Origin of the sequence: Amycolatopsis sp. GA6-003, from assembly GCF_046267895.1 — a bacterium.
GTDB lineage: Bacteria > Actinomycetota > Actinomycetes > Mycobacteriales > Pseudonocardiaceae > Amycolatopsis.
Genome location: NZ_CP176499.1, coordinates 7,076,534 through 7,101,857, shown reverse-complemented (window position 1 = coordinate 7,101,857; position 25,324 = coordinate 7,076,534). Strand labels below are relative to the sequence as shown.

The 25,324-nt window shown below is 69.9% G+C and carries 22 protein-coding genes and 1 tRNA gene; 13 read left to right on the top strand and 10 right to left on the bottom strand.

The features are described 5' to 3' along the window. Positions 1-12 precede the first annotated feature (12 nt). Both F9C12_RS32380 and F9C12_RS32375 read left to right on the top strand, forming a co-directional pair. Positions 13-813, top strand: a complete 801-nt coding sequence (locus F9C12_RS32380) for an alpha/beta fold hydrolase (RefSeq protein WP_409185540.1) — start codon at positions 13-15, stop codon at positions 811-813. Between the two features lie 36 nt (positions 814-849). After that, entirely contained in the window at positions 850-1,506 is a 657-nt protein-coding gene (locus tag F9C12_RS32375) for an HAD family hydrolase (protein WP_409462890.1), read from the top strand. Between the two features lie 209 nt (positions 1,507-1,715). On the opposite strand, the gene F9C12_RS32370 is transcribed toward F9C12_RS32375, so the two are convergent. Beyond that, entirely contained in the window at positions 1,716-2,171 is a 456-nt protein-coding gene (locus F9C12_RS32370) for an NUDIX domain-containing protein (protein ID WP_409462889.1), read from the bottom strand. A gap of 135 nt (positions 2,172-2,306) precedes the next feature. Here F9C12_RS32370 and F9C12_RS32365 point away from each other — a divergent pair, with 135 nt between their 5' ends. Further along, entirely contained in the window at positions 2,307-2,747 is a 441-nt protein-coding gene (locus tag F9C12_RS32365; RefSeq protein WP_409462888.1) for a DoxX family protein, read from the top strand. Positions 2,748-2,779: 32 nt separating this feature from the next. On the opposite strand, the gene F9C12_RS32360 is transcribed toward F9C12_RS32365, so the two are convergent. From F9C12_RS32360 to kynU, 6 genes are all read right to left on the bottom strand, one after another. Beyond that, entirely contained in the window at positions 2,780-3,379 is a 600-nt protein-coding gene (locus tag F9C12_RS32360; protein ID WP_409185536.1) for a GTP-binding protein, read from the bottom strand. Further along, positions 3,360-3,734 (bottom strand): DUF742 domain-containing protein, encoded by a 375-nt coding sequence (locus F9C12_RS32355; protein ID WP_409185535.1) that lies wholly within the window; start codon positions 3,732-3,734, stop codon positions 3,360-3,362. Before F9C12_RS32355 ends, F9C12_RS32360 begins: the two co-directional genes overlap by 20 nt. After that, positions 3,731-4,147 (bottom strand): roadblock/LC7 domain-containing protein, encoded by a 417-nt coding sequence (locus tag F9C12_RS32350; RefSeq protein ID WP_409462887.1) that lies wholly within the window; start codon positions 4,145-4,147, stop codon positions 3,731-3,733. Before F9C12_RS32350 ends, F9C12_RS32355 begins: the two co-directional genes overlap by 4 nt. Next, on the bottom strand, positions 4,147-6,591 hold the full coding sequence (locus F9C12_RS32345) for a nitrate- and nitrite sensing domain-containing protein (protein ID WP_409462886.1): 2,445 nt from the start codon (positions 6,589-6,591) through the stop codon (positions 4,147-4,149). Before F9C12_RS32345 ends, F9C12_RS32350 begins: the two co-directional genes overlap by 1 nt. 428 nt (positions 6,592-7,019) lie before the next feature. Then, positions 7,020-7,310 (bottom strand): hypothetical protein, encoded by a 291-nt coding sequence (locus F9C12_RS32340; protein ID WP_409185532.1) that lies wholly within the window; start codon positions 7,308-7,310, stop codon positions 7,020-7,022. Between the two features lie 212 nt (positions 7,311-7,522). Further along, positions 7,523-8,713, bottom strand: a complete 1,191-nt coding sequence (gene kynU, locus F9C12_RS32335; protein ID WP_409462885.1) for a kynureninase — start codon at positions 8,711-8,713, stop codon at positions 7,523-7,525. Between the two features lie 145 nt (positions 8,714-8,858). On the opposite strand from kynU, the gene F9C12_RS32330 reads away from it, so the two are divergent. Next, complete coding sequence (locus F9C12_RS32330) at positions 8,859-10,682, top strand: AMP-dependent synthetase/ligase (RefSeq protein WP_409462884.1); 1,824 nt, start codon at positions 8,859-8,861, stop codon at positions 10,680-10,682. 74 nt (positions 10,683-10,756) lie between these two features. Here the strand turns inward: F9C12_RS32330 and F9C12_RS32325 are convergent, their stop codons facing one another. After that, the gene (locus F9C12_RS32325; RefSeq protein ID WP_409185529.1) at positions 10,757-11,653 is read right to left on the bottom strand and encodes an SDR family NAD(P)-dependent oxidoreductase; all 897 of its coding nucleotides are present in this window, start codon (positions 11,651-11,653) and stop codon (positions 10,757-10,759) included. 352 nt (positions 11,654-12,005) lie between these two features. Between F9C12_RS32325 and F9C12_RS32320 the strand changes: the two genes are divergently transcribed. The 5 genes from F9C12_RS32320 (at position 12,006) to F9C12_RS32300 (ending at position 20,280) form a co-directional block, all read left to right on the top strand. After that, on the top strand, positions 12,006-13,214 hold the full coding sequence (locus tag F9C12_RS32320) for an MFS transporter (protein ID WP_409185528.1): 1,209 nt from the start codon (positions 12,006-12,008) through the stop codon (positions 13,212-13,214). Between the two features lie 461 nt (positions 13,215-13,675). Next, complete coding sequence (locus F9C12_RS32315) at positions 13,676-15,040, top strand: GGDEF domain-containing protein (protein WP_409185527.1); 1,365 nt, start codon at positions 13,676-13,678, stop codon at positions 15,038-15,040. Positions 15,041-15,558: 518 nt separating this feature from the next. Beyond that, positions 15,559-17,736 carry a phospholipase A2 gene (locus F9C12_RS32310; RefSeq protein ID WP_409462883.1) on the top strand — a complete coding sequence of 726 codons (2,178 nt, stop codon included), beginning with the start codon at positions 15,559-15,561 and terminating at the stop codon, positions 17,734-17,736. 164 nt (positions 17,737-17,900) lie between these two features. Next, a complete protein-coding gene (locus F9C12_RS32305; protein WP_409462882.1) occupies positions 17,901-19,583 on the top strand; it encodes an LCP family protein in 1,683 nt (560 codons plus the stop codon). A gap of 124 nt (positions 19,584-19,707) precedes the next feature. Then, positions 19,708-20,280 carry a helix-turn-helix domain-containing protein gene (locus F9C12_RS32300; protein ID WP_409185525.1) on the top strand — a complete coding sequence of 191 codons (573 nt, stop codon included), beginning with the start codon at positions 19,708-19,710 and terminating at the stop codon, positions 20,278-20,280. 716 nt (positions 20,281-20,996) lie between these two features. On the opposite strand, the gene F9C12_RS32295 is transcribed toward F9C12_RS32300, so the two are convergent. Next, complete coding sequence (locus F9C12_RS32295) at positions 20,997-22,457, bottom strand: flavin-containing monooxygenase (protein WP_409462881.1); 1,461 nt, start codon at positions 22,455-22,457, stop codon at positions 20,997-20,999. Between the two features lie 72 nt (positions 22,458-22,529). On the opposite strand from F9C12_RS32295, the gene F9C12_RS32290 reads away from it, so the two are divergent. Further along, on the top strand, positions 22,530-23,129 hold the full coding sequence (locus tag F9C12_RS32290) for a TetR/AcrR family transcriptional regulator (protein WP_409185523.1): 600 nt from the start codon (positions 22,530-22,532) through the stop codon (positions 23,127-23,129). Between the two features lie 220 nt (positions 23,130-23,349). Beyond that, positions 23,350-23,835, top strand: coding sequence for a hypothetical protein (locus F9C12_RS32285; protein ID WP_409462880.1), 486 nt, complete (start codon positions 23,350-23,352; stop codon positions 23,833-23,835). A 489-nt stretch (positions 23,836-24,324) separates the two neighbouring features. On the opposite strand, the gene F9C12_RS32280 is transcribed toward F9C12_RS32285, so the two are convergent. Then, positions 24,325-24,546 (bottom strand): DUF3618 domain-containing protein, encoded by a 222-nt coding sequence (locus F9C12_RS32280; protein ID WP_037358573.1) that lies wholly within the window; start codon positions 24,544-24,546, stop codon positions 24,325-24,327. Between the two features lie 124 nt (positions 24,547-24,670). Here F9C12_RS32280 and F9C12_RS32275 point away from each other — a divergent pair. Together F9C12_RS32275 and cutA are read left to right on the top strand one after the other, a co-directional pair. Then, positions 24,671-24,744: transfer RNA gene (locus F9C12_RS32275), tRNA-Leu, on the top strand. Between the two features lie 163 nt (positions 24,745-24,907). Further along, positions 24,908-25,210 (top strand): divalent-cation tolerance protein CutA, encoded by a 303-nt coding sequence (gene cutA, locus F9C12_RS32270; protein ID WP_409462879.1) that lies wholly within the window; start codon positions 24,908-24,910, stop codon positions 25,208-25,210. Positions 25,211-25,324 lie beyond the last annotated feature (114 nt).

The following is a 25,324-nucleotide window of genomic DNA, read 5'->3' as shown; positions in this document are numbered from 1 at the left end:
GAGGAGAACCCCATGCCCACCGTCACGTCCGCCGACGGCACCCAGATCGCCTACTCCCGCCTCGGCTCCGGCCCCGCGCTCGTCCTCGTCGACGGCGCGCTCTGCTACCGCACCTCGACGCCCAACGACGATCTCGCCAAGGCCCTCTCCGACCGCTTCACCGTCTACACGTTCGACCGCCGAGGCCGAGGCGAAAGCGGCGACACCGCCCCGTACGACGTCGAACGCGAGATCGAAGACATCACCGCACTGGCCAAGGAAGCCGGCGGCGAGATCGGCCTGTACGGCATCTCCTCCGGCGCCGCCCTGGTACTGGAAGCCGCCCACCGAGGCGTGCCGGTCAAGAAGGTCGCGGTTTACGAACCGCCCTTCGTCGTCGACAACACCCGCAAGCGCGTGCCAGCCGACTATCAGGCGAAACTCGAAGCCGCCATCGCCGCCGGAAAACCAGGCGACGCGATCAAGACGTTCATGGTCGAAGGCGTCGGGCTGCCGTCGCTGATGGTCACGATGATGCGCCTGATGCCCGCCTGGCCGCGCATGAAGCGGGTCGCCCCCACCCTCGCCTACGACGCCCAGATCATGGACGACAACCAGGCTGGCCGCCCGCTGCCGGAGAACCGCTGGTCCGGAATCACCGCCCCCACCCTCATCCTCGACGGAGGCAAGAGCCCGGAGTGGATGCGCAACGGCGTCGCAGCGGCCGCGGCCCAGCTCCCGAACGCCGAATACCGCACCCTGCCCGGCCAGACCCACCTGGTGAAAACCGCCGCCCTCGCCCCGGTCCTTGCGGAGTTTTTCGCCACGAACTGACCCCGCCGCCGGACCTGGTGCGGCAAGCTGCCGGACGTGGCCACGCGAGCATTGATCTTCGACTTCGACGGCACCCTGGCCGACACCGAAGCAGCGGTACTGCGTTCCTGGCAGGAAATGTTCGCCGAACACGGAGCAGAACTGCCCTTGGATGTCTGGCACACCGTCATCGGCACCCAGAACACCGCGACGACGATGTTCAAACTCCTGGCCGAACAAGCAGAAAACGTCGACCCGGAATCGCTGCGCCCAGCAATGCGCGCCCGAGTACACGAACTCCTAGCCGAAGACGGCCCACGCGATGGCGTACTCGATTATCTGGAGGAAGCCGCCCACCACGGCCTGGCACTGGGCATCGCCTCCAGCTCCTCCAGCACCTGGGTACACGGCCAACTAGCCCGGCTAGGACTGGCCCACCACTTCACCGCGGTAGAAACCGGCGACCGGCACAACCCAAAACCAGACCCAGACACCTACCTGGCAGCCCTGCGCACCCTAGGCGTACCCGCGGAAGAAGCCCTGGCCTTCGAAGACTCCCCCCACGGAGTCAGCGCGGCAAAAGCAGCCGGAATCCCCACCATCGCAATCCCCAACCCCATCACCGCCCCCCTGGACTTCGCCAAAGCAGACCTAGTCCTCCCCTCCTTCACCACCACAACGCTAACCAAGCTCCTGCAATACTTCAGCCAATAACAACCCGCAACCAGCGCACCCAAAGAGCGTGGCACCCAGCCCCTCCCCCACACCCCGATACGAAGCCTCCCTGCGGTTCGGGGGTGCTTGTCAAGGCATCTTTCCCGCCTTGACAAGCACCCCCGAACCGTCAGCACAATCAAGCTTCGGGGTGCCCCACGCAACCCAAGACACGGCAATGTCGCCCGCCAGGGCGACGAGCCGAAACCTCACAACTCCGCAACCCGATCCAAAAACCCCCGCTGCCCCTTGACCAGCTTCTCCCGGGCAACGTCCAAGGAAAACCACTCCACCCGATCCACCTCAGGAAACTCCCGCATCACCCCAGACCGAGGCGGCCACTCCATCTCGAACACCCCCGGCACCACCTCCGCCGGATCAAGCTCCCCCTCCACCGCCCAAGCAGTCACGACCTTCCCCGACTGCCGAACCTCCCCCAGCGCCACCCATTCCCCGTCAGGCACCGGCACCCCCAGCTCCTCCGCGAACTCCCGCCGAGCAGCCACCTCAGCCGGCTCCCCCTCCTCCACCTCCCCCTTGGGCAACGACCAAGCCGCCAAGTCCTTCTTGGCCCAAAACGGCCCGCCCATGTGCGCGAGCAACACCTCGACCCCGCCCGCGCCCCGACGGAAAACCAACACCCCAGCACTACGCCTGACCACCATCCCCCCACCCTGCCAGCCCCGCTGACCAGCCCAAACACCAGCCCGAAAAAACTTCCCGGCACTGTGTCGATCCAAGCCGGCGCCGTTCGACGCATCAGCAGAAGGCACCCCACAGCCACCCGGGAGGGACCCAAGATGACCACCACGACCGCCCCCAAGACCAAGACGACCGAAGCGACCAAGTCCCTGGCAGACCGAGCCCGCCCCACCGTCCTGGCCCTCTTCCGCGCCGTGACGTCGTTCCTCTTCCTCTGCCACGGCCTGATGGGCTTCGGCCTCTTCGGCGGAATCGACAACGCGGGCGGCGCGGTCCCCTTCGGCCAGTGGCCCGGCTACTGGGCCAGCCTGATCGAGGTCGTCGGCGCGATCCTCGTCTTCGCCGGACTCTTCACCCGCGTCTCCGCGACCGTGCTCTCCGGCGTGATGGCCTACGCCTACTTCACCGTGCACGCCCCGGAAGGCCTGCTCCCCCTGCACAACATGGGCGAACCCGCCGCGCTGTACGCCTGGATCTTCCTCACCATCGCGGTAGTCGGCCCGGGCGCGGCCTCCCTGGACCAGCTGCGCCGCCGCTAAAACAACCGCGGAGAGCGGCAATCCCGGGAGAACTACCCGGGGTTGCCGCTCACCAGCATGGCCCGCCCGAGCGCGTGCTCCATCAACACCGTCAGCACCTGCTTGGTCGAATCCCGCTCCCGCGCGTCGCACAGCAGCAACGGCACCTGCGGATCCAGATCCAGCGCCGCGCGCACTTCCTCGGTCCCGTACCGGTAGGCGTCGTCGAAGCAGTTCACCCCGACCACGAACGGCAACCCGCGCTGCTCGAAGAAATCGACCGCGGGGAAACAGGATTCGAGCCGCCGCGTGTCCGCGAGCACCACCGCGCCGAGCGCGCCCTCGGCCAGTTCGTCCCACATGAACCAGAACCGGTCCTGTCCCGGCGTGCCGAACAGGTACAGGATCAGCTCCGGGTTGATGGTGATCCGGCCGAAGTCGAGCGCGACCGTCGTGGTGGTCTTGCCCTCGACGCCGGACAGGTCGTCCACGCCCTCGGACGCGGCGGTGATCACCTCTTCGGTGCGCAGCGGCGGCACCTCGCTGACCGAGCCGACCAAGGTCGTCTTGCCGACCCCGAAGCCTCCCGCGACGAGCACCTTCACCGCTTGCGCGGTGAGCGACCGGCGGGGCTCAGAGTTTCCGGATGCCATCGAGAACCGCCTGGAGTACGTGGGGGCTGGGGGCGTCGGTCACCGGCGTCGCGGTGCGGAACAGCACGAGATTGCGCTCTATCAAATCGCTCAGCAGCACCTTGACCACCGGCAGCGGCAGATCCACCCGCGCGGCCACCTCGGCCACCGAAACCGGGCGCTGGCACAGGGAAAGGATGCGCGAGTACTCCGGTTCGAGGTCGGGCGTCTCGCTCGCCGTGCGCAGCGCGACGACGAGCGTGATGAGGTCGAGCCCGCGGGTGTCGGAGCGGGTGCGCCCGCCGGTGACGGCGTAGGACCGCACCAGCGGACCGGCCTCGTCCTCGTACCAGGATTCGCGGCCCCGCACCGTCATGGCGAAGTCCGCTGGACCGCTCCGGCCCGCGGCGCCGCGGTGAGCACCGCGCCGACCCGCTTGACCATCAGGTTCATCTCGTAGGCGACGAGCCCCATGTCCGCGTCGACCCCGGCCAGCAGCGCGAGGCAGGCGCCCCGGCCGGCCGCGGTGACGAACAGGAACGCGTGGTCCATCTCGACCATCGTCTGCCGCACGTTGCCGCCGCCGAAATGCCGTCCGGTGCCGCGGGCGAGGCTCTGGAACGCCGACGCGGCCGCGGACAGGTGCTCCGCGTCCGCCTCGGACAGATTGCCCGACCGGCCGATCAGCAAGCCGTCCGCGGACAGCACCACCGCGCGGTCCGCGCCGGCGACCCGCTGCACGAGGTCGTCGAGCAGCCAGTCGAGCTCGTTGACGCCGTTGTTCGCCATCAGTCGCGATCTCCGTACCTGTTGTCGTGCCCGGGATCGGCCTCGCGGGCCCGCCGGGTGCCCTGCTGGAACGCGCTGAGCCGGGAGCGGGCCTGCTCCGGCGAATCCTCGCGGACGTCCTCGGGTTCCGGCGCCGTCCGGTCGCCGCGCAACTGCGGAACCAGATTCTGCTGCCGGCGCCGCTGCGGCAGCGGCGGACGTCCGGGCGGACGCGGCGGCGCGGCCCGGCCGTTCTCGACCGCCGGACGCGGCGCGCGGGCATTGTCCGCGGGCGGACGCGGCTCGCGGTTCTGCGGCGGACGCGGGGCACGCGGGGCCTCGGCCGCCGGACGCATCGCGCGGCGCGTCGGCAACTCCGGCCGCTGCTGCTCCGGCGCGACCCGCGGTTCCGGGGCGACCCGCGACGGCTGTGGCAATTCCGTCTGCTGCGGTTCCGGCCGTGTCTGCTTCCGCTGCGGCAATTCCGGTCGCTGCTCAGCCCGCTGCGGTTCCGGCGCGGGCCGCGAAGGCTCCACCGCGAGCCGGGAAAGCTGCGGCACGTCCGGCTCCGGACCGGCGTCCGCGTCCGAAGGCTCCGTCTCGCTGATCGGCGCGAGCAAATCCTTGCGCACCAACACGATCGCCCGGGTGCCGCCGTACGCGGAGTCGCGCAGGTGCACCGAAATCCCGTGCCGGGACGCCAGCCGCGCGACCACGAACAGCCCCAGCCGCGGTTCGTCGGACAGCGCCATGATCCCGAAGTCCGGCGGGTCGGCGAGCATCGCGTTGAACTCGTCGGCCTGGTCCTGCTCGATGCCGAGGCCCTGGTCCTCGACCTCGATCACGACACCCTTGCCGACCACGTTGCCGCGCAGTTCGACGCGCGATTCCGGCGGCGAGAACGACGTCGCGTTGTCGATCAGCTCGGCGAGCAGGTGCACGAGGTCGCCGACGACCGGCCCGCGCACGGCGACGTCGGGCAGCTTCGCCGTCTTCACCCGCGCGAAGTGCTCGGTTTCCGCCGCCGCGCCGCGGACGAGTTCCACCAGCGACACCGGATTGCGCCACTGCCGCCCGGGCTGGCCGCCGCCGAGGATGATCAGGTTCTCCGCGTTGCGCCGGGCGCGGGTGGAGAGGTGGTCGAGGCGGAACAGCGTGTCGAGCTGGTCCGGGTCCTCCTGCTTGCGCTCGGCCGCGTCGAGCACCTTCAGCTGCCGGTGCACGATCACCTGGCTGCGGTGCGCGATGTTGAGGAACACCGCCTTCGTGCCCTGTCGCGTCTTGGCCTCTTCGACGGCGGCGGCGATCGCGGACTGCTGCGCGAGGTTGAACGCCTCGGCCACCTCGCCGATCTCGTCCGTGCCGTGGTCGAGCAGGTGCCCGCCCGCGTCGAGGTCGACCGGTTCGCCGTCGCGCAGCCGGTCCAGGAGCTCCGGCAGCCGCACCTCGGCCGCGTCGAGGGTGTCCTCGCGCAGCCGGGCGAGCCGGGCGATGAACCGGTTGGACAGCCGCAGCGCGACCAGCACCACGGCGAGCGCGAAGAGCACCGCCGCCGCGCCCGCGATGATCGAGTTCCGCAGCGTGTCGTCCGCGTCGGCGATCGCCGCGTTGGTCGCGTGCGCGCTCTGCGCGGCGAACATCGTCATCAGCGTGGTGGCGACCTGTTTGGCGTCGGCGCGCCACTGTTCCAGCGGCACCGGAAGCTGTTTCGCGCCGGACAGCAAGGCGTTCTCGACCTGCGTCACGGTCGTCCACGCGGGACTCGAGACGAGCTTGTCGTAGTTCGCCCGCACCTCGGGCACCATCTGCGGCACCGACTGTTCGAGCTGCGCGTGGTACGCGCCGATCTGGCCGAGGTACGCGCGCTGCTCGTCGCCGGACAGCCCGCCGGCGGCGAGACCGGCCGACGCCAGCGCGTCGCTGCGCTGCATTTCCTCGGCAGCGTTGAAAATCGGGATCGCGGACAGCCGGGCGTAGGCGTTGTCCGCGCCGCGCGCGGCCTGCGCGAGCCCGGCGACGCCCTGGGTGAACTGGTCGATGATCTGGTTGTAGAAGGAAAAAACCTCGAGCCGCGGCGCCTGCCCGGCGTCGACCCGCTGGCGCAGCTGCGGCAGTTTCGCTTCCAGCGCGGCGAACGTGGCGATGTTCTGCTTGACGCTCGCGGGCACGTTCGAGTCGGTGGCGAAGTTTTCCTGCAGCACCGAGGTGATCTGCGCGGCGGACGCGTCCGTCTTCGGCCGGGTGGCCAGCAGCGCGGCGCGCGCGGCGTCCTGTCCGGCGAGCACGCTCATCGACAGCTGCCGCTCTTGTTCGGCGGCGAGCAGGAACGGAATGCCGGGGCCTTCCGAACCGCGAATCTTCTGCGCGTAACCGCGTGCCTGCGCGGCGTCGAAAATCAGGTATCCGGCGAGCGCGATACCGACCACCAGCAACGCCACGCTCGGAATCAATGCGATCGCGAGCACGCGAGAGCGAATAGACGACCCGCGGCCGTTTCGCCCGGAATTCTGCTTCACCGTGATCCGTTTTCCTTCCGGCCCTGCCATGGTATTCGGGTCCGCGGTGTTTTCCTCGCACCGGTCCGACCAGCCGGATCACAGTTCACCGTGGTCTGCGTTGCCCGCGACGACGGTAAGCAACCTTCACGGGCGAGTCAAGTCCGGACCCGGGTTGCCGTCATCCTCTTGTTACCTGCTAGTAACCCGCTGTGGTGCTTGGAAAACTGATCACCACCGGACGTGACCTTGGTCGCACCGGCCCGGTCGTTGCCCGCCGGGCGCCCGCGCGTGAGGTCCGTCACGACCTCGCGCGCGCGAAAACTCGCCGGAAACTCATGCGCATTTCCGCATCGGCGGCGGAATCGCACGGCGGAACCGAGATCGATTTCCGGAATTCAGCGCCGGACGCCATTCGGCGGACGGTGCGCGGAAAGCCGCGGCCCGGGAGCCGTCCCGGTTTCCTCCGGAACGGCCGGGCGGTCGCGGCGGAGCAGGTCGTGCAGCATCTCCCGGCACGCCCAGGCGAGCACCGCCACGGACGCGACCAGCACCGCCACCAGCGCCGATTCGACCGGATAGCGCGCGACCACCCCGCCGAAACGCGCGAGCACGAAGCCGATCGCCACGCCGACGAGCAGGGTCACGACATACGAGAGCGGCACTTCCCGACCGCGGTTCTCGATCATTTCGGCCCCTTCCGCCCCGGATTCGCGTGGCGAGGCCGCTCCCCGATCAGCTTCGGTCCGCGAAAAAACAGGCACCGAGCATACCCGCCGGGCAGTGCGCGGCGCCCCCGTCGATCACCCGAAGGGGCGAGCAGGACACCGATTGTTCACCCAGGACCGGCGAATCCGGCCCCGATCCGCGCGAATCCTCGCGGATATTGCGCGAATTCTTTTCAGCGCACCTCGCGCAGCACGGTGACCGCCCGCAGCACCTCGGCGTAAGTCGTGTACAGCGGGGCCAGCCCGAAACGCAGCACGTCCGGCGGCCGGAAATCCCCGAGCACCCCGCGTTCGTGCAGCGCGTTCATCGTCTGCTGCCCGCCCGCGTCGCGCACCGAAACCTGGTGTCCGCGGGTGTGCTCGCGCGGCGTCGGAATGTCGGCTCCCGGAAGCAGTTCGTCCGCACACCGGAAAAAGAAATCGCCCAGTGCCAAGCCTTTCGCGCGCAGCACGGAAAGGTCGACGCCGTCCCAGACGTCCAGCGCGGCGTCGAGCGCCAGCATCGACAGGATGTCCGGCGTTCCGGCGCGGGCGCGCGCGATCCCCGCGCTGCCGCGGTATCCCGGTTCCATTCCGAACGGATCCGCGTGCCCGGCCCATCCGGCGAGCGGCTGATCGAATTCCGCCTGATGGCGTTGTGCCACATAGACGAACGCGGGCGAACCCGGTCCGCCGTTGAGGAATTTGTACGTACAGCCCACCGCGAAGTCGACGCCGCACGCGTCCAGCTGAACCGGGATCGCGCCGACGCTGTGGCAGAGGTCCCACACCGCGAGCGCGCCGGCCGCGTGCACCGCCTCGGTGACCGACGGCATGTCGTGCAGCCGCCCGCTGACGTAGTCGACGTGGTTCACGAGCGCCGCGGCGGTCCGTTCGCTCACCGCGCCGGGCAGCTCCGCCACCGGCACGCGCCGCACGGTGTGCCCGGTGAGCCGGGCCGCCTGGTCGGCCACGTAGCCGTCGGTCGGGAAGGTTCCCGCGTCGACCAGGACCTCGTCGCGGCCGGGATTCGCCCGCACCGCCGCGACGAGCACCTTGAACAAGTCCACACTGGTCGAATCCGCCACCACGACCTGTCCGGCCGCGGCCCCGACCAGCGGCGCGATCCGCTCCCCGACCCGCTGCGGCGCTTCCCACCAGCCCTCGGTCCACGACCGGATCAGCCGCCGCCCCCACTGCTGCCGCACCGCCTGGCTCAGCCGCTCCGCGACGTGTTTCGGCGGCGCGCCAAGGGAATTCCCGTCGAAGTACGCGACCTCCGGGTCAAGGTCGAACTCCGCGCGTTTCGCGGCGAGCGGGTCGGCGGCGTCGAGTGCGGCGGCCTCGTCGGCAAGGCTCGCGCGGCGCACGGCGGATTCGGTCATCGACGCTCCTCAGGTCCTGGTCCGCCCCATTCATAACAGGACCCGGGCGGTCTTATCGAGCACCGAGGCTGGCCGGGATTCTCTATCGAAGGCCGCTTCGACGACCTACAGTGACCTGACCAGGCACCACCGGAGGAGGTCAGCGTTGACCCAGTCGATCGCCGAACAGGCCGAGGGCCAAACCATCCCGCTGCTGCTGCGGCGCAACGCCGTCGAGTACGGGGACCGGCCCGCGCTCACCTCGCTCGATCTCGAGGGCAGGCCGACGCTCACCTGGAGCGAGTTCCGGGCCGCGATCGCCGAGGTGTCCCGGGGGCTCGCCGGGCTCGGCCTCGCCGCGGGCGACCGGATGCTGATCATGGCCCCCAGTTCGCCGGACCACCTCGTCGCCGACCTCGCCGCGGTGCACCTGGCGGCCATCCCGTGCACGGCGTACGCGACGCTCAGCCCGGAGCAGATCCGCTACGTCGCCCGGCACAGCGCCGCCCCGGTCGTCGTCCTCGCCGGCGCCGACGAGCTGTCCCGCTGGCTGCCGGTGCTCGACGACCTGCCCGCGCTGCGCCGCGTCGTGGTGATGGACGAATCCGCGATCCCAGACGGCGACGACCGGTTCGTCGCGTACTCCGCGGTGCGCGAATCCGGCCGCGCCGCGCTCGCCGCCGACCCCGAGGCGTTCGACCGGGCGTGGCAGGCGATCCGCCCGGACGACCCGCTCGCGATGATCTACACCTCCGGCACCACCGGCGACCCCAAGGGCGTCGTCCTCTCCCACCGCAACGCGATCCACGAGGGCATCGCCGTGCACACGCTGCACAAGGCCCCGATGCACCCCACGAACATCGCGTACCTGCCGCTGGCGCACATCGCCGAACGCGAGTTGTCGATTTATCTGCCGATCGTCGCGGCGGGCCACGTGCACACGGTCGCCGATCCGTCCGGCGCGGTCGCGGCGCTCGGCCAGGTGCGTCCGCAGAGCTTCTTCGGCGTGCCGCGGGTGTGGGAAAAGATGGTGGCGGGCCTGAAGAACATGCTCGCCGGCGTGCCCGAGGACCGGCGCGAAGCGCTCCTCTCGGCCAACGAACTCCTGCAGGAGGGCTACAAACTCCGCAGCGCGGGCAAGGAGGTCCCGGCCGATCTCGCCGAACGCATCGCGAAGACCGACGAGACCGTGCTCGCGCCGGTACGCGGGCTGCTCGGGCTCGACCAGCTGCACATCGCCTCCAGCGGCGCGGCCGCGTTGCCGCTGGAAGTGCTGTACTTCCTCGCCGGGCTGGGCGTGGAGATCCGCGAGGTCTGGGGCCTGTCGGAGACCACCGGCGCGGCGACCGCGAACAGCGCCGAGGCGTTCCGCGCGGGCACCGTGGGGCGGCCGATCGACGGCGTCGAGGTGAAGACCGGCGAGGACGGCGAACTGCTCGTCCGCGGTCCGATCGTGTTCCTCGGCTACCTGCAGCCGGACGGCACGATCGAACCGGCCACCGACGCCGACGGCTGGTTCGCCACCGGCGACATCGGCACGATCGACGACGACGGCTACGTCACGATCACCGACCGCAAGAAGGAACTGATCATCACCTCGAGCGGCAAGAACATCGCGCCGACCCGGATCGAGGGCTTGCTGAAAGAGCACCCGCTGATCGGCCAGGCGGTAGCGATCGGCGACGCGCGGCCGTACGTGACCGCGCTGATCGTGCTCGACGACGAAAGCGCCCCCGGCTGGGCAGCGGCGAACGGCATCGAAGCGGCCGGGATCGAGGCGCTCGCCGCGCACGAGGCGGTCCAAGCGGAGATCGCCCGAGCCGTCGAATCGGCCAACAGCAGGCTGGCGCGGGCCGAGCAGATCAAGAAGTACCACGTGATCACCACCGCGTGGACGCCCGAAACCGGCGAACTGACCCCGACGCTCAAGCTCAAGCGTCGGGTGATCAACGACCGCTACGGCACCGACATCGCCGCGCTCTACGCCTGAAACCGGTGCGGCCGGGCGAGTCCCGGCCGCACCGTTCTCTTACGCGCGACCGACCTGCCCCGCTGACCCCAGGGTCACGACGCCCGGATCGAGTTCTCCGTCCACTTGCGCAGCCGCGGCGGCACGCGCTTCTCCAGTCCGTAGTTCTCCAGGTGGGCGGAGAACACCTCGTCGAACGCCTGCTGCACGGTCTCGGTGTCCCAGTCCGGCCGCTCCAGGATCGGCTGCTTCAAGTACGGCTGCCCCATCACGTGCAGCTGCGGGCCGTTGCACCGGATCAGCTGCCCGGTGATCCCGTGCGAGCCCTCGCCGAGCAGGAACAGCACGAGCGGCGCGATCTTCGCCGGCGTGCGCTCCGGCGGGCAGGCGCGCAGCGCGCGTTCGGATTTCCAGACCATCCGGGTGTGCGCCACCGGGCAGACCGCGTTCACCCGGATCCCGGAGTCCTCGAGGTCCAGCGCCCACGAATAGGTCAGCGACGCGACCGCGCCCTTGCTCGCCGAGTACACCCCGAGCTTGCGCTGCCCGAGCGACGCGCCCGAGGAGATGTTCACGATCGACCCGCCGCCGCCCGCGCCGACCATCGCCCGGATCGCGGCCAGCCCGGTGTACATCACGCCGAGCACGTTCACCTCGACCAGCTGGCGGGCCTGCTCCGCGTCGTCCTCCCAGGGGAGTGCCTCGTAGTTGAGCCCCGCGTTGTTGACCAGGCCGTCGATCCGGCCGAACTCGGCGACGCACTGGTCGACGATCGCCTGCGCCTGTCCCGGATCGGCCACGCTGTGCCCGTTCGCGACCGCGCGCCCGCCGTGGCCGCGGATCGTCGCGGCGGTGCGCTCGGCCAGTTCGGCGTCCACGTCGTTGACCACCACCGCGCCGCCCGCCCTCGCGACGTGCACGGCGAACGCCTCCCCGAGCCCGCGCCCGGCCCCGGTCACGACCACGGCCTTGTCCTGCAACAGTCTGTCCACGCTCACTCCCCGCTGGTGCGCCCGGCGCGAGGACGGCCGCTCCGCCGGGTCTCTCCCAGTGTTGGACCGTTCGGCCCAGTCGCACCGGACGATGGCGACGAACGGTGGTCGCGCTGCGCCGAACGAGGAAAGCTGATCAGTGCTACGGGTACCCCGCGGCAGGTCAGTCCGAACGGCTTCGCGTTCCGGCCACCGGATTCTTCCCGACTGTTCACCCTGGTGTGATCAGCGGCATACTGAACGTGCATGCCCTGGCCGGAGTAGTGACACTCGGGGCCAGGAGCGCATCAGGCGAAGGCACAATGCGGAGCACCCGCATTCACTCGATCGGGGAGGGGGCAGTGGTCATCTCGTGACGACCGAAGCGACCTCTCGGCTTACGGCGCCGCTGCGGAATGTCGAATACCGCGTGCTCTGGGCGGCGGAGGCCATCTCGAGCGCGGGCGACCAGCTGGCGAAGGTGGCGCTGTCCATCCTCGTCTACCACCGCACCGGTTCCGCGCTCTGGGCCGCGGTCGTCTACGCGCTGACCTTCCTGCCCGCGCTCGCCGGCGGGCTCGGGCTGTCCTTCCTCGCCGACCGCTACCCGCGCCGCGCCGTGCTGAGCGTGAGCGCCGCGGCGCAGGCGGTGCTGGTCGGGCTGATGAGCCTGCCCGGGATGCCGCTGGCCGCGCTGTGCCTGCTGCTGGTCGCGGTGCAACTGGCCGCGTCGCCGGCGAACGCGGCGCAGAACGCGATCACCCGCGAGGTGTTCACCGACGACCACTTGTACCTGCGCAGCCAGGACCTGCGCGGGATCACCACCAACACGGTGCAGCTGCTCGGCCTGGCCGGCGGCGGCGTGCTGGTGACCGCCGTGGGCACCTCGTGGGCGCTGGCGATCGACGCGGTGAGCTTCGCGGCGGCCTCGGTGCTCGTGCGGGTGTGGGTGCGCGACCGGCCCGCCGCCGGGGGCGAGCACAGCACCTGGTTCTCCGCCACGCGCTGGGTGTTCGGGCAGCGCAAACTGCGCGTGCTGATCGCGTTGTCGTGGCTCGTGGGGCTGGCCGTGGTGCCCGAAGGGCTGGCCGCGCCGCTGGCCCAGCAGCTGAACGCGCCGTCCGCGGCGGTCGGCTGGCTGCTCGCCGCCGACCCGCTCGGCTTCGTCGCCGGGGCCTATCTGCTGTCGAAATTCGCGTCCGCCGAGGTCCGGCAGCGGCTGCTCGGCGTGCTCGCGACGACCTCGCTGGCCCTGCTCGCGCTCTTCCTGCTGCGGCCGAATCTGGTCGTCGCGCTGGTGCTGCTCGCGCTCGCCGGTGCGATGGGCGCCTACATCATCACCGTGACCGCGACGTTCTCCACCTGGGTGCCGAACGAACTGCGCGGCGGTGCCGGCGGGCTCTACCGCACGGGACTGCGCGTCGCGCAGGGCATCGGGGTGGCTCTCGGCGGGGTGGTCGCACAGGCGACCGGGTCCGCGGTCACCGCCATCGCGCTGGCCGGCCTGGCCGGCGTGGCGCTGGCGATCCCCACCGCGTTCTCGTGGACCCGGGTGCGGCACGCGGTCGCGGCCGGGGCCTGATCGTGGGTTGCCGGAGGGAACGGCGGCCGGGGTCGAGGCACCGGCCGAATGGGTCCGGATACGCCGGACGGGAAGTCGTTTCACGCTTCACGGTCACGCACGGAACACACCTCCGTTCGCATTGTCACGAATCCGCTGTCGATCGGTCACGGAACTCACGCTTCACGGTCACGCACAGCTGTCCACCTCCGCTCGCTGACAATTCATCGGAAAATGACAACAGCTCGATTCACGCTTCGCGGTCGCGCACGGGAAAACACCTCACTCGGGGGGACGTCGGGGGCTCTCCTCCGCAATTTACTTCATGGATGCAGCAGTTGTCGCGGAAGGCGTCTCCGGGTTCGGAGACTACCGAATACAGCGTTCGAAGTCGGTGAGTGAGATGATACCGGCAACTGATAACGGCGCAGAACCGGGAACCGTCCGGGAACCGCATCCGACACCGGAGGAGGCACGGCCCGATGCCCGGAACCGAACCGGCGCGCGGTGAACGCCGCGGCCCCGGGGAGGAACCACCCGCCGCGACGGGCTTCGCCGGACGGCTGCGCGCCGTGCTCGCCGCGAACCCCGTTTCCTCGTGGGATCTCTGGACGAAACCGCGCCGGATGGTCGCGTTCCTGCTCGCCTGGGACGCGATCGCGGCGGCGCTGCTGACCTTCGGCGTGATCGCGTCGCCGAGCCCGGATCTCGTGGACTGGGGCCGGTTCGCGATCCTCGCCGGGTGCGCGACGGTGCACATCCAGCTCACCCGGCGGCAGGAGGAACGGCGGCGCAACCGGGTCACCGCCGTCCACATCGACCTGACCGGCATCTGGGTGTTCCCGGCCGCGCTGCTGCTGCCGATCCCGCTGACGCTGCTGCTGATCGCGCTCCTGCGCGTGCAGCGGTGGTTCAACTCCCGGCGACCGCCGCACAAGTTCGTGTTCACCTCGTTCACGCATGCGGTGTCGGCACTGCTGGCGCACCACCTGTACCAGACTTTCGCGTCCGCCGAACTGGCCCGGCTTTCGCCCGCGAACTCGTTGCAGGTCTTCGGGATCCTGATGCTCGTCGGCTTCAGCTACGCGGCGCTGCAGGCGATCGTGATCGGCGGCCTGCTCGCGCTCGGCGGCACGTCCGCGCCCACGCTGCGCAACGTGTTGGGCACCAAGGACGACAACCTGCTGGAGCTGTCGACGATCAGCCTCGGGACCATCGCGACGATCCTGCTGGTGAACATCCCGCCGGCGATCGTGATCCTCGTGCTGATCACGGTGCTCGGCAACCGGCTGGCGGAAATCAACCAACTGCAGTCCGAAGCGCGCACCGATCCGAAAACCGGGATCTTCAACGTGCGCGGGTGGTCGGAGTCCGCGGAACGCGCGCTGGCGCGGGCCGCGCGCGGCGGGGAAACCCTGGCACTGCTGATGATCGACCTCGACCACTTCAAGTGGATCAACGACACGTACGGCCATCCGGCGGGCGACGACGTGCTCCGCACGGTGGCGCAAACTCTCGACGAGATCACGCGCCCCAAGGACATCATCGGCCGCTTCGGCGGCGAGGAGTTCCTGATCCTGCTGCCCGATGTGGACAGCACGGCGGCGAAGGTGACCGCGGAACGGATCCGTACCGCAATCGCCGATCAGCGCATCGTGACGACCGACAAACGCGGCGGTTCCGCATTGATCACCGGCCGTACCGCTTCGATAGGCGTCGCATTGCTCGGCGTGAACGGAACGGAACTGGAACAGTTGCTGCAAGCCGCCGACGCGGCCGTCTACACCGCGAAGGAAGGCGGCCGGAACCAGGTGCGGTTCGCGGACGCGAATCTGCCGTCCGAGTGATCCACAATTCCGATCACCGGCACTGTTCGCGATTAATCGCGAAACCGATTCAGCAACTGTCCGCGACGACCGGTTCCCCGTTCCGCCGCCGGATTGAGCCGCCGGGTTAATTGTCGGCCGGACCGCTAACCGCACCGGCCGGTTTTCGGGACGGATCGACCGCCGCGAGGATTGCCGGACCCGGATGGCCGAGGACGGAAATCCCGTCCCGGCTCCCGCGGACTCGAGCGCCGGGCCCGGATCGCCCAGCCCGCCGACGCACCCGGCGCACGAGGCCGAAGTCAGTGAGGGAGCCCGTCACGGACTCGGATTCCCTCAGGACCAGCTGCTGTCCGGAAGGGGACGGCGCCCGCACGGACTTCCCGCGAGAGCCGTCCGGCCCAGCCGGTGCACCCGAGGCGACTGCCGGGGCGCCCAGCGCGACCCGCCCAGGTCAGACCCTCTGGGGGTTATCCCCCACGCAGGTGAGGGGGACAGCCGCCTCCCGGATCGCGCGCCGGGCTGGCACCCTGGTGCGCATGCCAGCCACCGACGACCGTGCCCCGGCCGCCGTTCGCCTTCGCCGACCCTGGTCGACGTCCGGCTGGCTGCTGCTCGTCCTGCTCGTGGTGTTCGGGTTCGGCTTGATCGCCTCCCGGCCCGCGTCTCCGCCCGACCAGGGCCCGCCGACCGGCGGCGTGCTCGCGGCGCGGAACGCGGTCGACGCGCTCGCCCACCCGGACGGGCAAGCCACCGCGCTCGCGCTCCTGCCCAAGGACTTCACCGCGGTCACCGGCGTGAAGCCCGGCGCGCTGCCCGCCCGCGATGGCACCGTCCGCGCGGCGCATCTCGACGGCGGCTGTTCCGCCCCGTGGGGCGACGACAACACGAAGTGGGACTTCTCCGTCCCGTGCAAGGCCCACGACCTCGGCTACGACCTGCTCCGCTACGCCAACGACAAGGGCCATCCGCTCGACCAGTCCGCCCGGGCCGCGCTCGACGACCGGCTCGAGCAGGACATGCACCGCACCTGCGAGCTGAACCCGATGAACTCCGAGCGCACCTGCCAGCTGGTCGCGTCGGTGTTCACCGGCGGGCTGGTGGTCAACTCGTGGCATCAGCGCTGGGGTCCGCCGGTCGGCGACCCGATCGGCCCGATGGTCGCCGGGGTCCTGGTGATCGGCTGCCTGCTCGTGATGCGGCTGCGCGGCTGGCACACCGCCCGCCGCACGGCCCCGCGTCCGCGCCTGCCGCGCGGCGTCCCCCGGCCCTGGGCGGTGCTCGGCATCGCCGGAGCGGTGCTGCTCATGGTCGGCGAATCGGCGACCGCGCTGGCCGACTGGGCGGGCGCGCCGGAACCGACCTGGTGGCCGCTGACCTGGCTGGCGCAGCTCACCCCGCTGCTGTTCTTCGCCGGCGGGCTCGCCAACGCGGCGGGCTGGCGGGCCGAACGCCACCGCGGCTACCGGCATTACCTCGCCGAACGGTCCAGCCCGCTGCTGCGCCCGGCGCTGATCTTCGCCGTGGTCGCCCTCATCGTCCCGCTGGCACTGGAGCTGCTGGGCATCCCGGCCGGGACCAACGCCACCGTCATGCGGATCGCGCTGCACCCGCTGTGGCTGCTGGGCGTCTACCTGCTGACTGTCGTCGGCGCACCGCTGCTGCTCGCGCTCTACCGCCGTACGCGGCTGTGGTCGGTCGCGGCGCTGACCGCCGTCGTCGTAGCCGGTGAACTCGCCGCGAGCTGGACGGACGTGTCCTGGCCGCGCTACGCCGCCACGCTCGGCCTAGCGCTCCTCGCGCAACAAGTGGCGTTCGCGTACGCGGATGGAGTCCGGCTTCGCCGCCCAGTGCTCGCCCTCGCGGCCGTAAGCGGCGTCGCGGCCCTCGCGGTCGCAGTGTTCGCCTTCGACGCTTCGCCGGTACTGCTGGGCAACCCGGGCGCGCCTGCTGCACTGTCCGCGCGGCCGTGGACCGTACTGCTGCTGGGCGTGTCGCAGCTCGGCCTCGTCGGGCTCCTCGCGACACCGCTGCGTCGCTGGGCCGCCCGCGACCGCGTCACCCGTACCGCGGCGCTTATGCTGCGCGCGCCGATGAGCCTGTACCTGGCGTTCCTCGCCGCGATGCTGCTGCTCGTCGCCGTGGTCTACCTGCCCGGTCCGATCGCGGACGGCCTGAGCTGGCTGCTGCGGCCGCGCATGCTCGCCGCGGTGGCGCTGCTGCTCGTGCCCGCGGCGCTGGTGTTCTGGTGGTTCGAGCGGCACCCGGGCAAGTCCGCCAAGGCCGCCGAAGCACCCGTCGCCCCGCTTCCGCACCCCCCGGCCGGCCGCCGTCAGGTGCTGCTCACGCAGGCCGCCGCCGCGCTGGGCATCGGCTACGCGACGCTCGGCGTGTTCGGTCTCGCGCTGGCCCGCTTCGGAGCCGAAGCCGCGGACGCCGACGTGCTCGGCTTGCGGCTGGACCCGGTCCAGAGCCTCGTGCACCTGCTCCTCGGCGTCCTGCTGCTGCACGCGGTCCGCACCGGCGGCGCGGCGACCTCGGCCGCGACGTGGTTCGCCGCCGCGCTGACCTGCGTCCCGTCGCTGGTGGCCGCCGCGGGCGGCGAGGCCCACGGAGCGGCGATCGTCGTCCTGCACCTCCTCACCGCGGTGTTCGCGCTGGTCGGAGCCGGTTCGTGCCTGGTGCCGGCGAAGCGGGCGGCCACCGCGGCGCCCTGACCGGCGACACGCGTACCGCCGACCGGGCGAAACTGCTTCGGATAACGGAATATGGGTGGTGCACACCACACCGCCCGGGGGAGGTGCGAATCCTTCGCAACCCCCGCCCGGCACCATGCGTCTCCAGAAGCGGACGACCAGAACGACGAGAAGGAGCCGGCCCCGTGGACTACCCGCCTCGGAACGGGCAAGGCGATCGCCGCCCCGCCCGCTCGTGGCAGGACCAGCCCGGCCGGGGACCGGCGCGGCGGCCCGGACCGCCGCCCCGCTCGCGACGCGAACCGCCTGCCCCGGGTCCGCCCCGGCGTTCCGGACCGCCCCCGCGCCGTCCGTACCGGGGGTCCCGCCGCGGCGGCCTGCGCGGCGCGAAAATCGCCCTCACCGTGGTGTCCCTGCTGGTCATGGGGCTCACCGGATACGCGTGGGCGTCGCTGCAGGGCCTGGTCAACGGGCTGAACTACTCCGACGTGATCGGCGAGGGCGGGGGCGGCGACAAGCCCGCCGACGGCGCCCGCGACATCCTTCTGGTCGGCCTCGACAGCCGCACCGACGCCCAGGGCAACCCGCTCTCCCCGGAACTGCTCGCCCAGCTGCGCGCGGGCGAATCGGACGGCGAGCTGAACACCGACACGCTGATCCTGGTGCACATCCCGAACGACGGCAGCAAGGCCGTCGCGCTCTCGCTGCCGCGCGATTCGTACGTGGACATCCCCGGCTACGGCAAGCACAAGATCAACTCGGCGTACGCCAGGGCGATGCTGCAGGCGCGCAAGGACCTGCAGGCCCAAGGCGTCACCGACCCGAAGGAACTCGACGTCAAGGCCAACCAGGCCGGGGCGCGGCTGCTGATCGCGACGATCCAGGAGCTGACCGGGTCCACGATCGACAACTACGCGGCGATCAACCTGCTCGGCTTCAGCGACATCACGAAGGCCGTCGGCGGCGTGGACGTCTGCCTGAAAAACAACGTCGACGACGAGTACTCCGGCGCGAACTTCACCAAGGGCCAGCACACCATCTCCGGGGTCGAAGCGCTGGAATTCGTCCGGCAGCGGCACGGCCTGCCGCGCGGCGACCTCGACCGCGTGGTGCGCCAGCAGGTGTTCATGGCGGGCATGGCGCGCAAGGTCCTCTCCGCCGGAACGCTGACCGACCCGGGCAAGCTCAACGCTCTGGTGGACGCCATCAAGAAGTCCGTGGTGCTGAACCAGAACTGGGACATCTTCAACTTCGCCCAGCAGATGAAGGGCCTCACCGGCGGGCAGCTGGAGTTCCGCACCATCCCGGTCGACAACGTCGAGTACCGCACGCCGACCGACGGCGTGGCGGTGAAGGTCGACCCGGCGAAGGTGAAGGCGTTCGTGCAGAGCCTCGCCGGCCCGCAGGCCGGGGCCGACGGCGCACCGGCGCAGCAGCAGCCGCCGAAGCCGGACGAGTCGCATAAGGACACGACAGTCGACGTGCGCAACGCCTCGGACCGCACCGGTCTCGCGGCGAGCGTGTCCAAGCAGCTGGTGGAAAAGGGCTTCACCGCGGGCGACACGGACAACGCGTCTTCGCGCAAGACGACTGTGATCTGGGTCCCAACCGGCGGCGAGGCGGCCGGGCAGGCGGTCGCCGACGCGCTCGGCACCAAGGCGACGGTGCAGGAGGACAAGAGCGTGCCCAAGGGCCACGTGCGGGTCTTCCTCGGCGCGGACTACGAGCCGTCCGCCGGCGCGTCGAGCGGAACCGGTGCGGCACAAGCCCCTCCGGCGCAGCAGCAGGCCGCGCCCCCGTCGACGCCCACCGGTCCGGGCAGCGACGACCAGCCGATCACCGCCGACGGCGTGCCGTGCGTCAACTGACGCGTTGCTCCATTCGGGGCAAGTAGAAATTTCTCCCGAAACCCGCGTAATGAGCGGCCGCTTCGGCACTTTCACCACCGGGACGCAAGCCCGCGTCCGCGAAGTTGGTTGAGGGGCAGGGGCCGTGATCGACGCTGAGCACTACCAGCGGGTGCTGGGAGACGAGCTGCGCAAGCTCAGGCGTGGCCGGGGATGGACGCGCAAAGAGCTGAACGCGCATCTGCAGAGCGAAATCTCGCTGCAGACACTGGCGACGTACGAACTGGGCACGCGGCAGTGTTCCGTGGTGCGCCTGGTCGAACTGTGCGTGGCGATGGACGAGCTTCCGCAGGATCTGCTGGCGAAAGTGCACAGCCGGGTCTTCACCGAGGAACCAGGACGGGTCCGCGTGGACCTGCGCCGAGTCGTCGCGGAAGCCGGTCCGGAACTGACTCCGCTGCGACGCTGGGCCGAAGGAAGGTTGCGGCAGAACGGAGTCGCGATGCCAGCCTCGCCCGCCCGGGCGAACGCTGCCGCTCCGGCACCCGGATCCGCAAGCACGCCAACCCCTTCCGCACCCGCGAGCCAACCCGCTTCGGCGACCGCCTCGGCCGACGAGGTGTCGTTCGACTTCGCGGCACTGGAACGAATGGCCGAACTGTGCGGCCTTCCGACCGCAGAGCTGGTTTCACACCTGCGCAAGCTCGCTCCGGCCTGACCCGCACCCACAGACCACGAGGGGGACCTTCGCGACTCCTCCCCTGCCGCGAAAGTCCCCCTCGTACTGCTTCACCGCCACGCGTCCTTGGCGGGCGAGGTTCCGCTCGACCTTGGGGCGGACTGGTTCGGCGAAGTTCCTTCCGTTCGTCCGCAACGCGACCTCGGCTGCCGAAGTTTCTTGCGCCTGACCGTCGCTCGACCTCGTCCAACGAAGTTTCTTCCGCTCAACCGCAACACGACCCCGGCTGGCGAAGCTTCCTCCGCCCGACCACCACCCGACCTCGACCGGCGAAGCTCCTTCCGCCCGACCACCACGCGACCTCGTCCAGCGAAATTCCTTCCGCTCAACCGCAACCCGACCTCGTCTGTCGAAGTTTCTCCGCCTGGCCACCGCTCAACCTCGTCCAGCGAGGTTTCTTCCGCCCGACCGCAACGCCACCTGGTCCGCCGAAGCCCCTTCCGCCCAACCACCGCACAACCCCGGCCACCCAAGCACCCTCCGCCCGACCGAAATCCCGCCCCCGCAGCGTCCACTGTGGAGCGACCCGCTCCGCACCGAACGCTGCCCGCGCACTACGAGGGGAACCTTCGCGACTCCTCCCCTGCCGCGAAAGTCCCCCTCGTACTTGGCAGTCCACTGTGGACTTCCACACGGACCACGAGGGGGACCTTCGCGACTCCATCCCCCGCCGCGAAAGTCCCCCTCGTGCCGGGTCACCCGAGCAGTTCGTAGTCCTCCCGCCGGACCGTCCGGGTGTCGAGCCAGTACCGCCAGGTGAAGCCCGGCCACAGCGTCCGGTTCACGCCCTTCGCGTCCAGATACCAGCTCTTGCAGCCGCCCTGGGTCCAGATGCCCTTCTCCAGTTTCCGCTGCACCTGCGCGTTGAACCGCTCCTGCACGTCCTCGCGCGGGTCCAGCGCCCGGCCGCCGGCGAGCCGCAGTGCCTGCGCGATATAGGAAATCTGCGCCTCGATCATGAAGACCACCGAGTTGTGGCCCAGTCCGGTGTTCGGCCCGAGGAGGAAGAACAGGTTCGGGAAGCCGTTGACGGTGATCCCGAGGTGCGTCCGCATCCCCTCGCTCGCCCACTCCTTCGCGAGGTTCCGGCCGTCGCGGCCGACGATCTCCAGGCTGTCGAACGCGTCGGTCACGTGGAAGCCGGTGCCGTAGACGATCGCGTCCACCTCGTGTTCGACGCCTGCCCGGTCGACGATGCTGTGCTCGCGCACCTCGGCGACGCCGTCGGTGACCACGTCGACGTTGTCGCGGGCCAGCGCCGGGTAGTAGTCGTTGGAGATGAGCACGCGTTTGCAGCCCATGGTGTAGTCCGGGGTCAGCTTGGCGCGCAGCTCCGGATCCTTCACCGCGCGGTCGATGTTGGCCTTCGCGAGCCGCTGCCCGATCTTCATGATCCACGGCTGGCCGTTGAAGCCGATCGCGCGCGCTTCCAGGGTCCAGTAAAGGAAATTCCGGTACAGCCGCTGCACCGGCGGCACCGCGCGGAACAGTCCGCGCAGCCAGCCCGGCATGTCGCGGTCGGCCTTCGGCATCACCCACGGCGGCGTGCGCTGGAACAGCGTCAGCTCGGCCACCTCCGGCGCGATCTTCGGCACGAACTGGACCGCGCTGGCCCCGGTGCCGACCACGGCGACGCGTTTGCCTGCGAAGTCGAAGTCGTGGTCCCACTCGGCGGAGTGGAACGCGCGACCCTGGAACCGCTCGATGCCCGGCAGATCGGGGATCATCGGCCGGTGCAGCGCGCCGACGCCCGCGACCAGCGCCGGAGCCACGAACTCGGCGCCGCTGCGGGTGCTGACGTGCCAGCGGTTCTCCTCGGCGTCCCAGCGCGCGCCGGTCATCTCCTGGCCGAAGCGGATGAAGCGGCGCAGGTCGTACTTGTCCGCGACCCCGCGCATGTACTCGTAGATCTCCGGCTGCGGCGAGTACGCGCGCGACCAGCCGGGGTTCTGCTCGAAGGAGAAGGAGTACATGTGCGACGGGATGTCGCACGCGCAACCGGGGTAGCTGTTGTCGCGCCAGGTCCCCCCGACGTCGTGCGCCTTCTCGAGCACCACGAAGTCGTCGCGGCCGTCCTTGCGCAGCTGGATCGCCATGCCGAGCCCGGAGAACCCGGTGCCGACCACGATCACGCCGGTCTCGGTGCGGTTGCCCATGCGTCCTCCCGTTTAACTGTTACCCGAAGTCCAGCTTACTCGGAGTAGGTTACTGGCGGTAGAGTGTGCGCCATGACCACCGCCAAGCGCAAGCGCATGCCCCGAGCCGAGCGGGAACGGCAGATGATCGAGGTCGCCGAGCAGGTCTTCGGCGAGCGCGGCTACGCGATGGCGTCGATGGACGAGATCGCCGAGCTGGTCGGCGTGTCCAAGCCGATGCTGTACGAGTACTTCAACTCGAAAGAGGGCCTGCTGCTGGCGTGCATCCGGCAGTCGCGTTCGGCGTTGCAGGAGGCCACCGAGCAGTCGATCGTCGGCGCGGAGTCCGCGCAGGAGGCGCTGCGCCGCGGGTTGCTGGCGTTCTTCGTCTTCATCCGCGAGCGCCGCCAGGCCTGGTCGCTGCTGCGGCACGAGATGGCGCTGATCGGCACCCCCGCCGCGGACGAGATCGAGGAAACGCGCCGCCAGCAGACCGACCTGATCACCGCGTTGATGAGCGGCTACTTCGACAACGAGGACACCCTGCGCGCCGAAGCGTCGGCCGAGTTCGTGGTCGGCGCCTGCGAGCGGCTGGCGATCTGGTGCGAGCGCTTCCCCGAGGTGACTCCGGAGAAGGCCACCGAGTACGCGATGGATCTGCTCTGGGCCGGGTTGTCACAGCGCGCGATCTAGCGTGCACGTGAAGACGACCGTGCATTAGGCCATTCGGTCGTCACTCAGCGCACATCTCGTCCCGTTACTTGTGACACAGAGTTTTCTTGCGGTATCGATGACACGGTAGAAAGACACACTGAGTGTCGCGCCAGCGGCCGGCAGGCAGGAATCGCGTCATGAGTTTGCGGTGGCCGGGTCTCGACCTGTGACGCATGCTGATGACGAGAGGGGTGAGGCAGTGGTGGAAACGATCACGGCGACGTACAAGCACGACAACGACGACTGGACGATCACCGTCAGCGGCCGCGGCAAGGAGCTGACCGGCAAGGCGCCGGGCATCATCGCCGCCCGCGACCGGGCCGACCAGCTCGTGGAGAAGCTCGCCCCGAACGAGCGACCCACGGTCGTGCACCTGCTGAACGGCAACGCACTGGAGTTCACCAGCGCGTACATGGCCGCCCGCCTGACGCTGCCGGAGATCGAGCCGCTGGAAATCCCGCCGTCGGGCGGTGCCAAGGCGGCCAAGGACTCTTCCGCGGAGGCCAGCAAGGCTGAACCGCCCGCGTCCGCCGCCGCCGCTGCGGAGAAGGACAAGGCCGCCAAGCCCGCGCTGCCGCCGAGCAAGCAGCTCCCGAAAGAGGTCGAGGACCGCAAGCCTGAAGAGCCGAACCGCCCCGGCGTGACGGCGGGCGCGTCGGCTACTCCGCCGGTCGCTCGGGCCTGACCCTTACTTGCGTTAGTTCCGCACCCGCTTCGCGGGCTGAGTCGCCCTGTGCGCGTCCCTGCTTGAGCGCGCCCTTTTGCCGCTTCGCGCACCCTCGCCCCGTGCGCATTGCTGCTTGAAGGTGCCCTTTTCCGGCTGCCGTTGCCGCCTTGCGCGCCACTCGCCCCGTGCGCATCGCTGCTGGAACGCGGCTTATTTCGGCTGTCTTCGCCGCGTTGCGCGCCGCTCGCCTGTTCACGCCTGCCGACACGTGGCCACGTCGGAAGAAACCGCCTCGTCACCCTCAAGGGGTAGCCCGATTCGGCGAACGTGATGCCCCCGACCGACCCAGGTGAGCGACCGCCAAATAGGTGACCCCTGGTTCAGTGGCACTTCTCACGAAGTTCACTTGGCGTAACGATCAGGGCAAGGCCATCCGCCCTCCAGGACGGAACCGGCGAAGGGGCGCGGCAGCACCCGGCGTAACCGCGACGGCCCTTCAGCGAACCGTCAGCGGAACAGCTTCCGCACCAGCAGCACGGCCACCAGCACGCCAGCCCCGATGAGCGGGTACTTGACCTTCGGGTTGTCGAGCTTCGCGCGCACGCCGTCCTTCGCCTGCTCGGCGAGTTTCTGCGGATTGGCTTTCGTGCCCAGCTGGTCGAGGGTCGCCGCCAAAGCGGTCCTCGCCTGCTCGATCTCACGCTCGATGGTCTCGGGGTCGCGAGCCACGTGCCCTCCTCGCCGCAGTCGGACTGTAGGCGGTCCACGGTAGAGGACAACCCACGCGCGACCGCGACTGGCCACGCCGAGCAGACCCGAACGTGGCGCGCGCTACGATCATCCCTGGTTCCTGGGGGCCGTAGCCCAATTGGCAGAGGCACACGGTTTAGGTCCGTGCCAGTGAGAGTTCGAGTCTCTCCGGCCCCACAGCAACGCTCTGACCAGCAGGTTTAGCTGATGAGCTGAACATCAACAGGAACCGCGTACAGCAGATTTACAGCAGAAGCACTGATGGAGCCCCGGTCGGCAAGCGTTGGACCGGGGCTCCGCTGTGTCTACGGTGGCGGGCATGGCTGATCATCTTCTTGTCATGACGACCACACCGGACCGCGAGTCGGCGGCCCGAATCGCCTCGTCCGCGGTCGCGCTCCGGCTCGCCGCGACGACACAGGTGCGCGGTCCGGTCACGTCCTACTTCTGGCACCTCGGGCAGACCGGCGAGGGCGAGGAATGGATCGTGACGTTCAAGACCACAGGTGCCCGCTACGACGAGCTCGAAGCGCACATCGTCGCCGAGCATCCGTGGGACAAGCCGGAGGTGACCGGGATCGAGCTGGCGCGCGGGTCGGCGGACTACCTGCGGTGGATGGAGACGACGACCGCGCTGAAGTGAGTCAGCCGCGGATCAGGTCGAGCGCTGATCACCTGCTCGTCATGACGACCACCCCGGATCGGGCCTCAGCCGCGCGGATCGCTCTCCGGCTCGCCGCGACGACGAGCTTGAGGC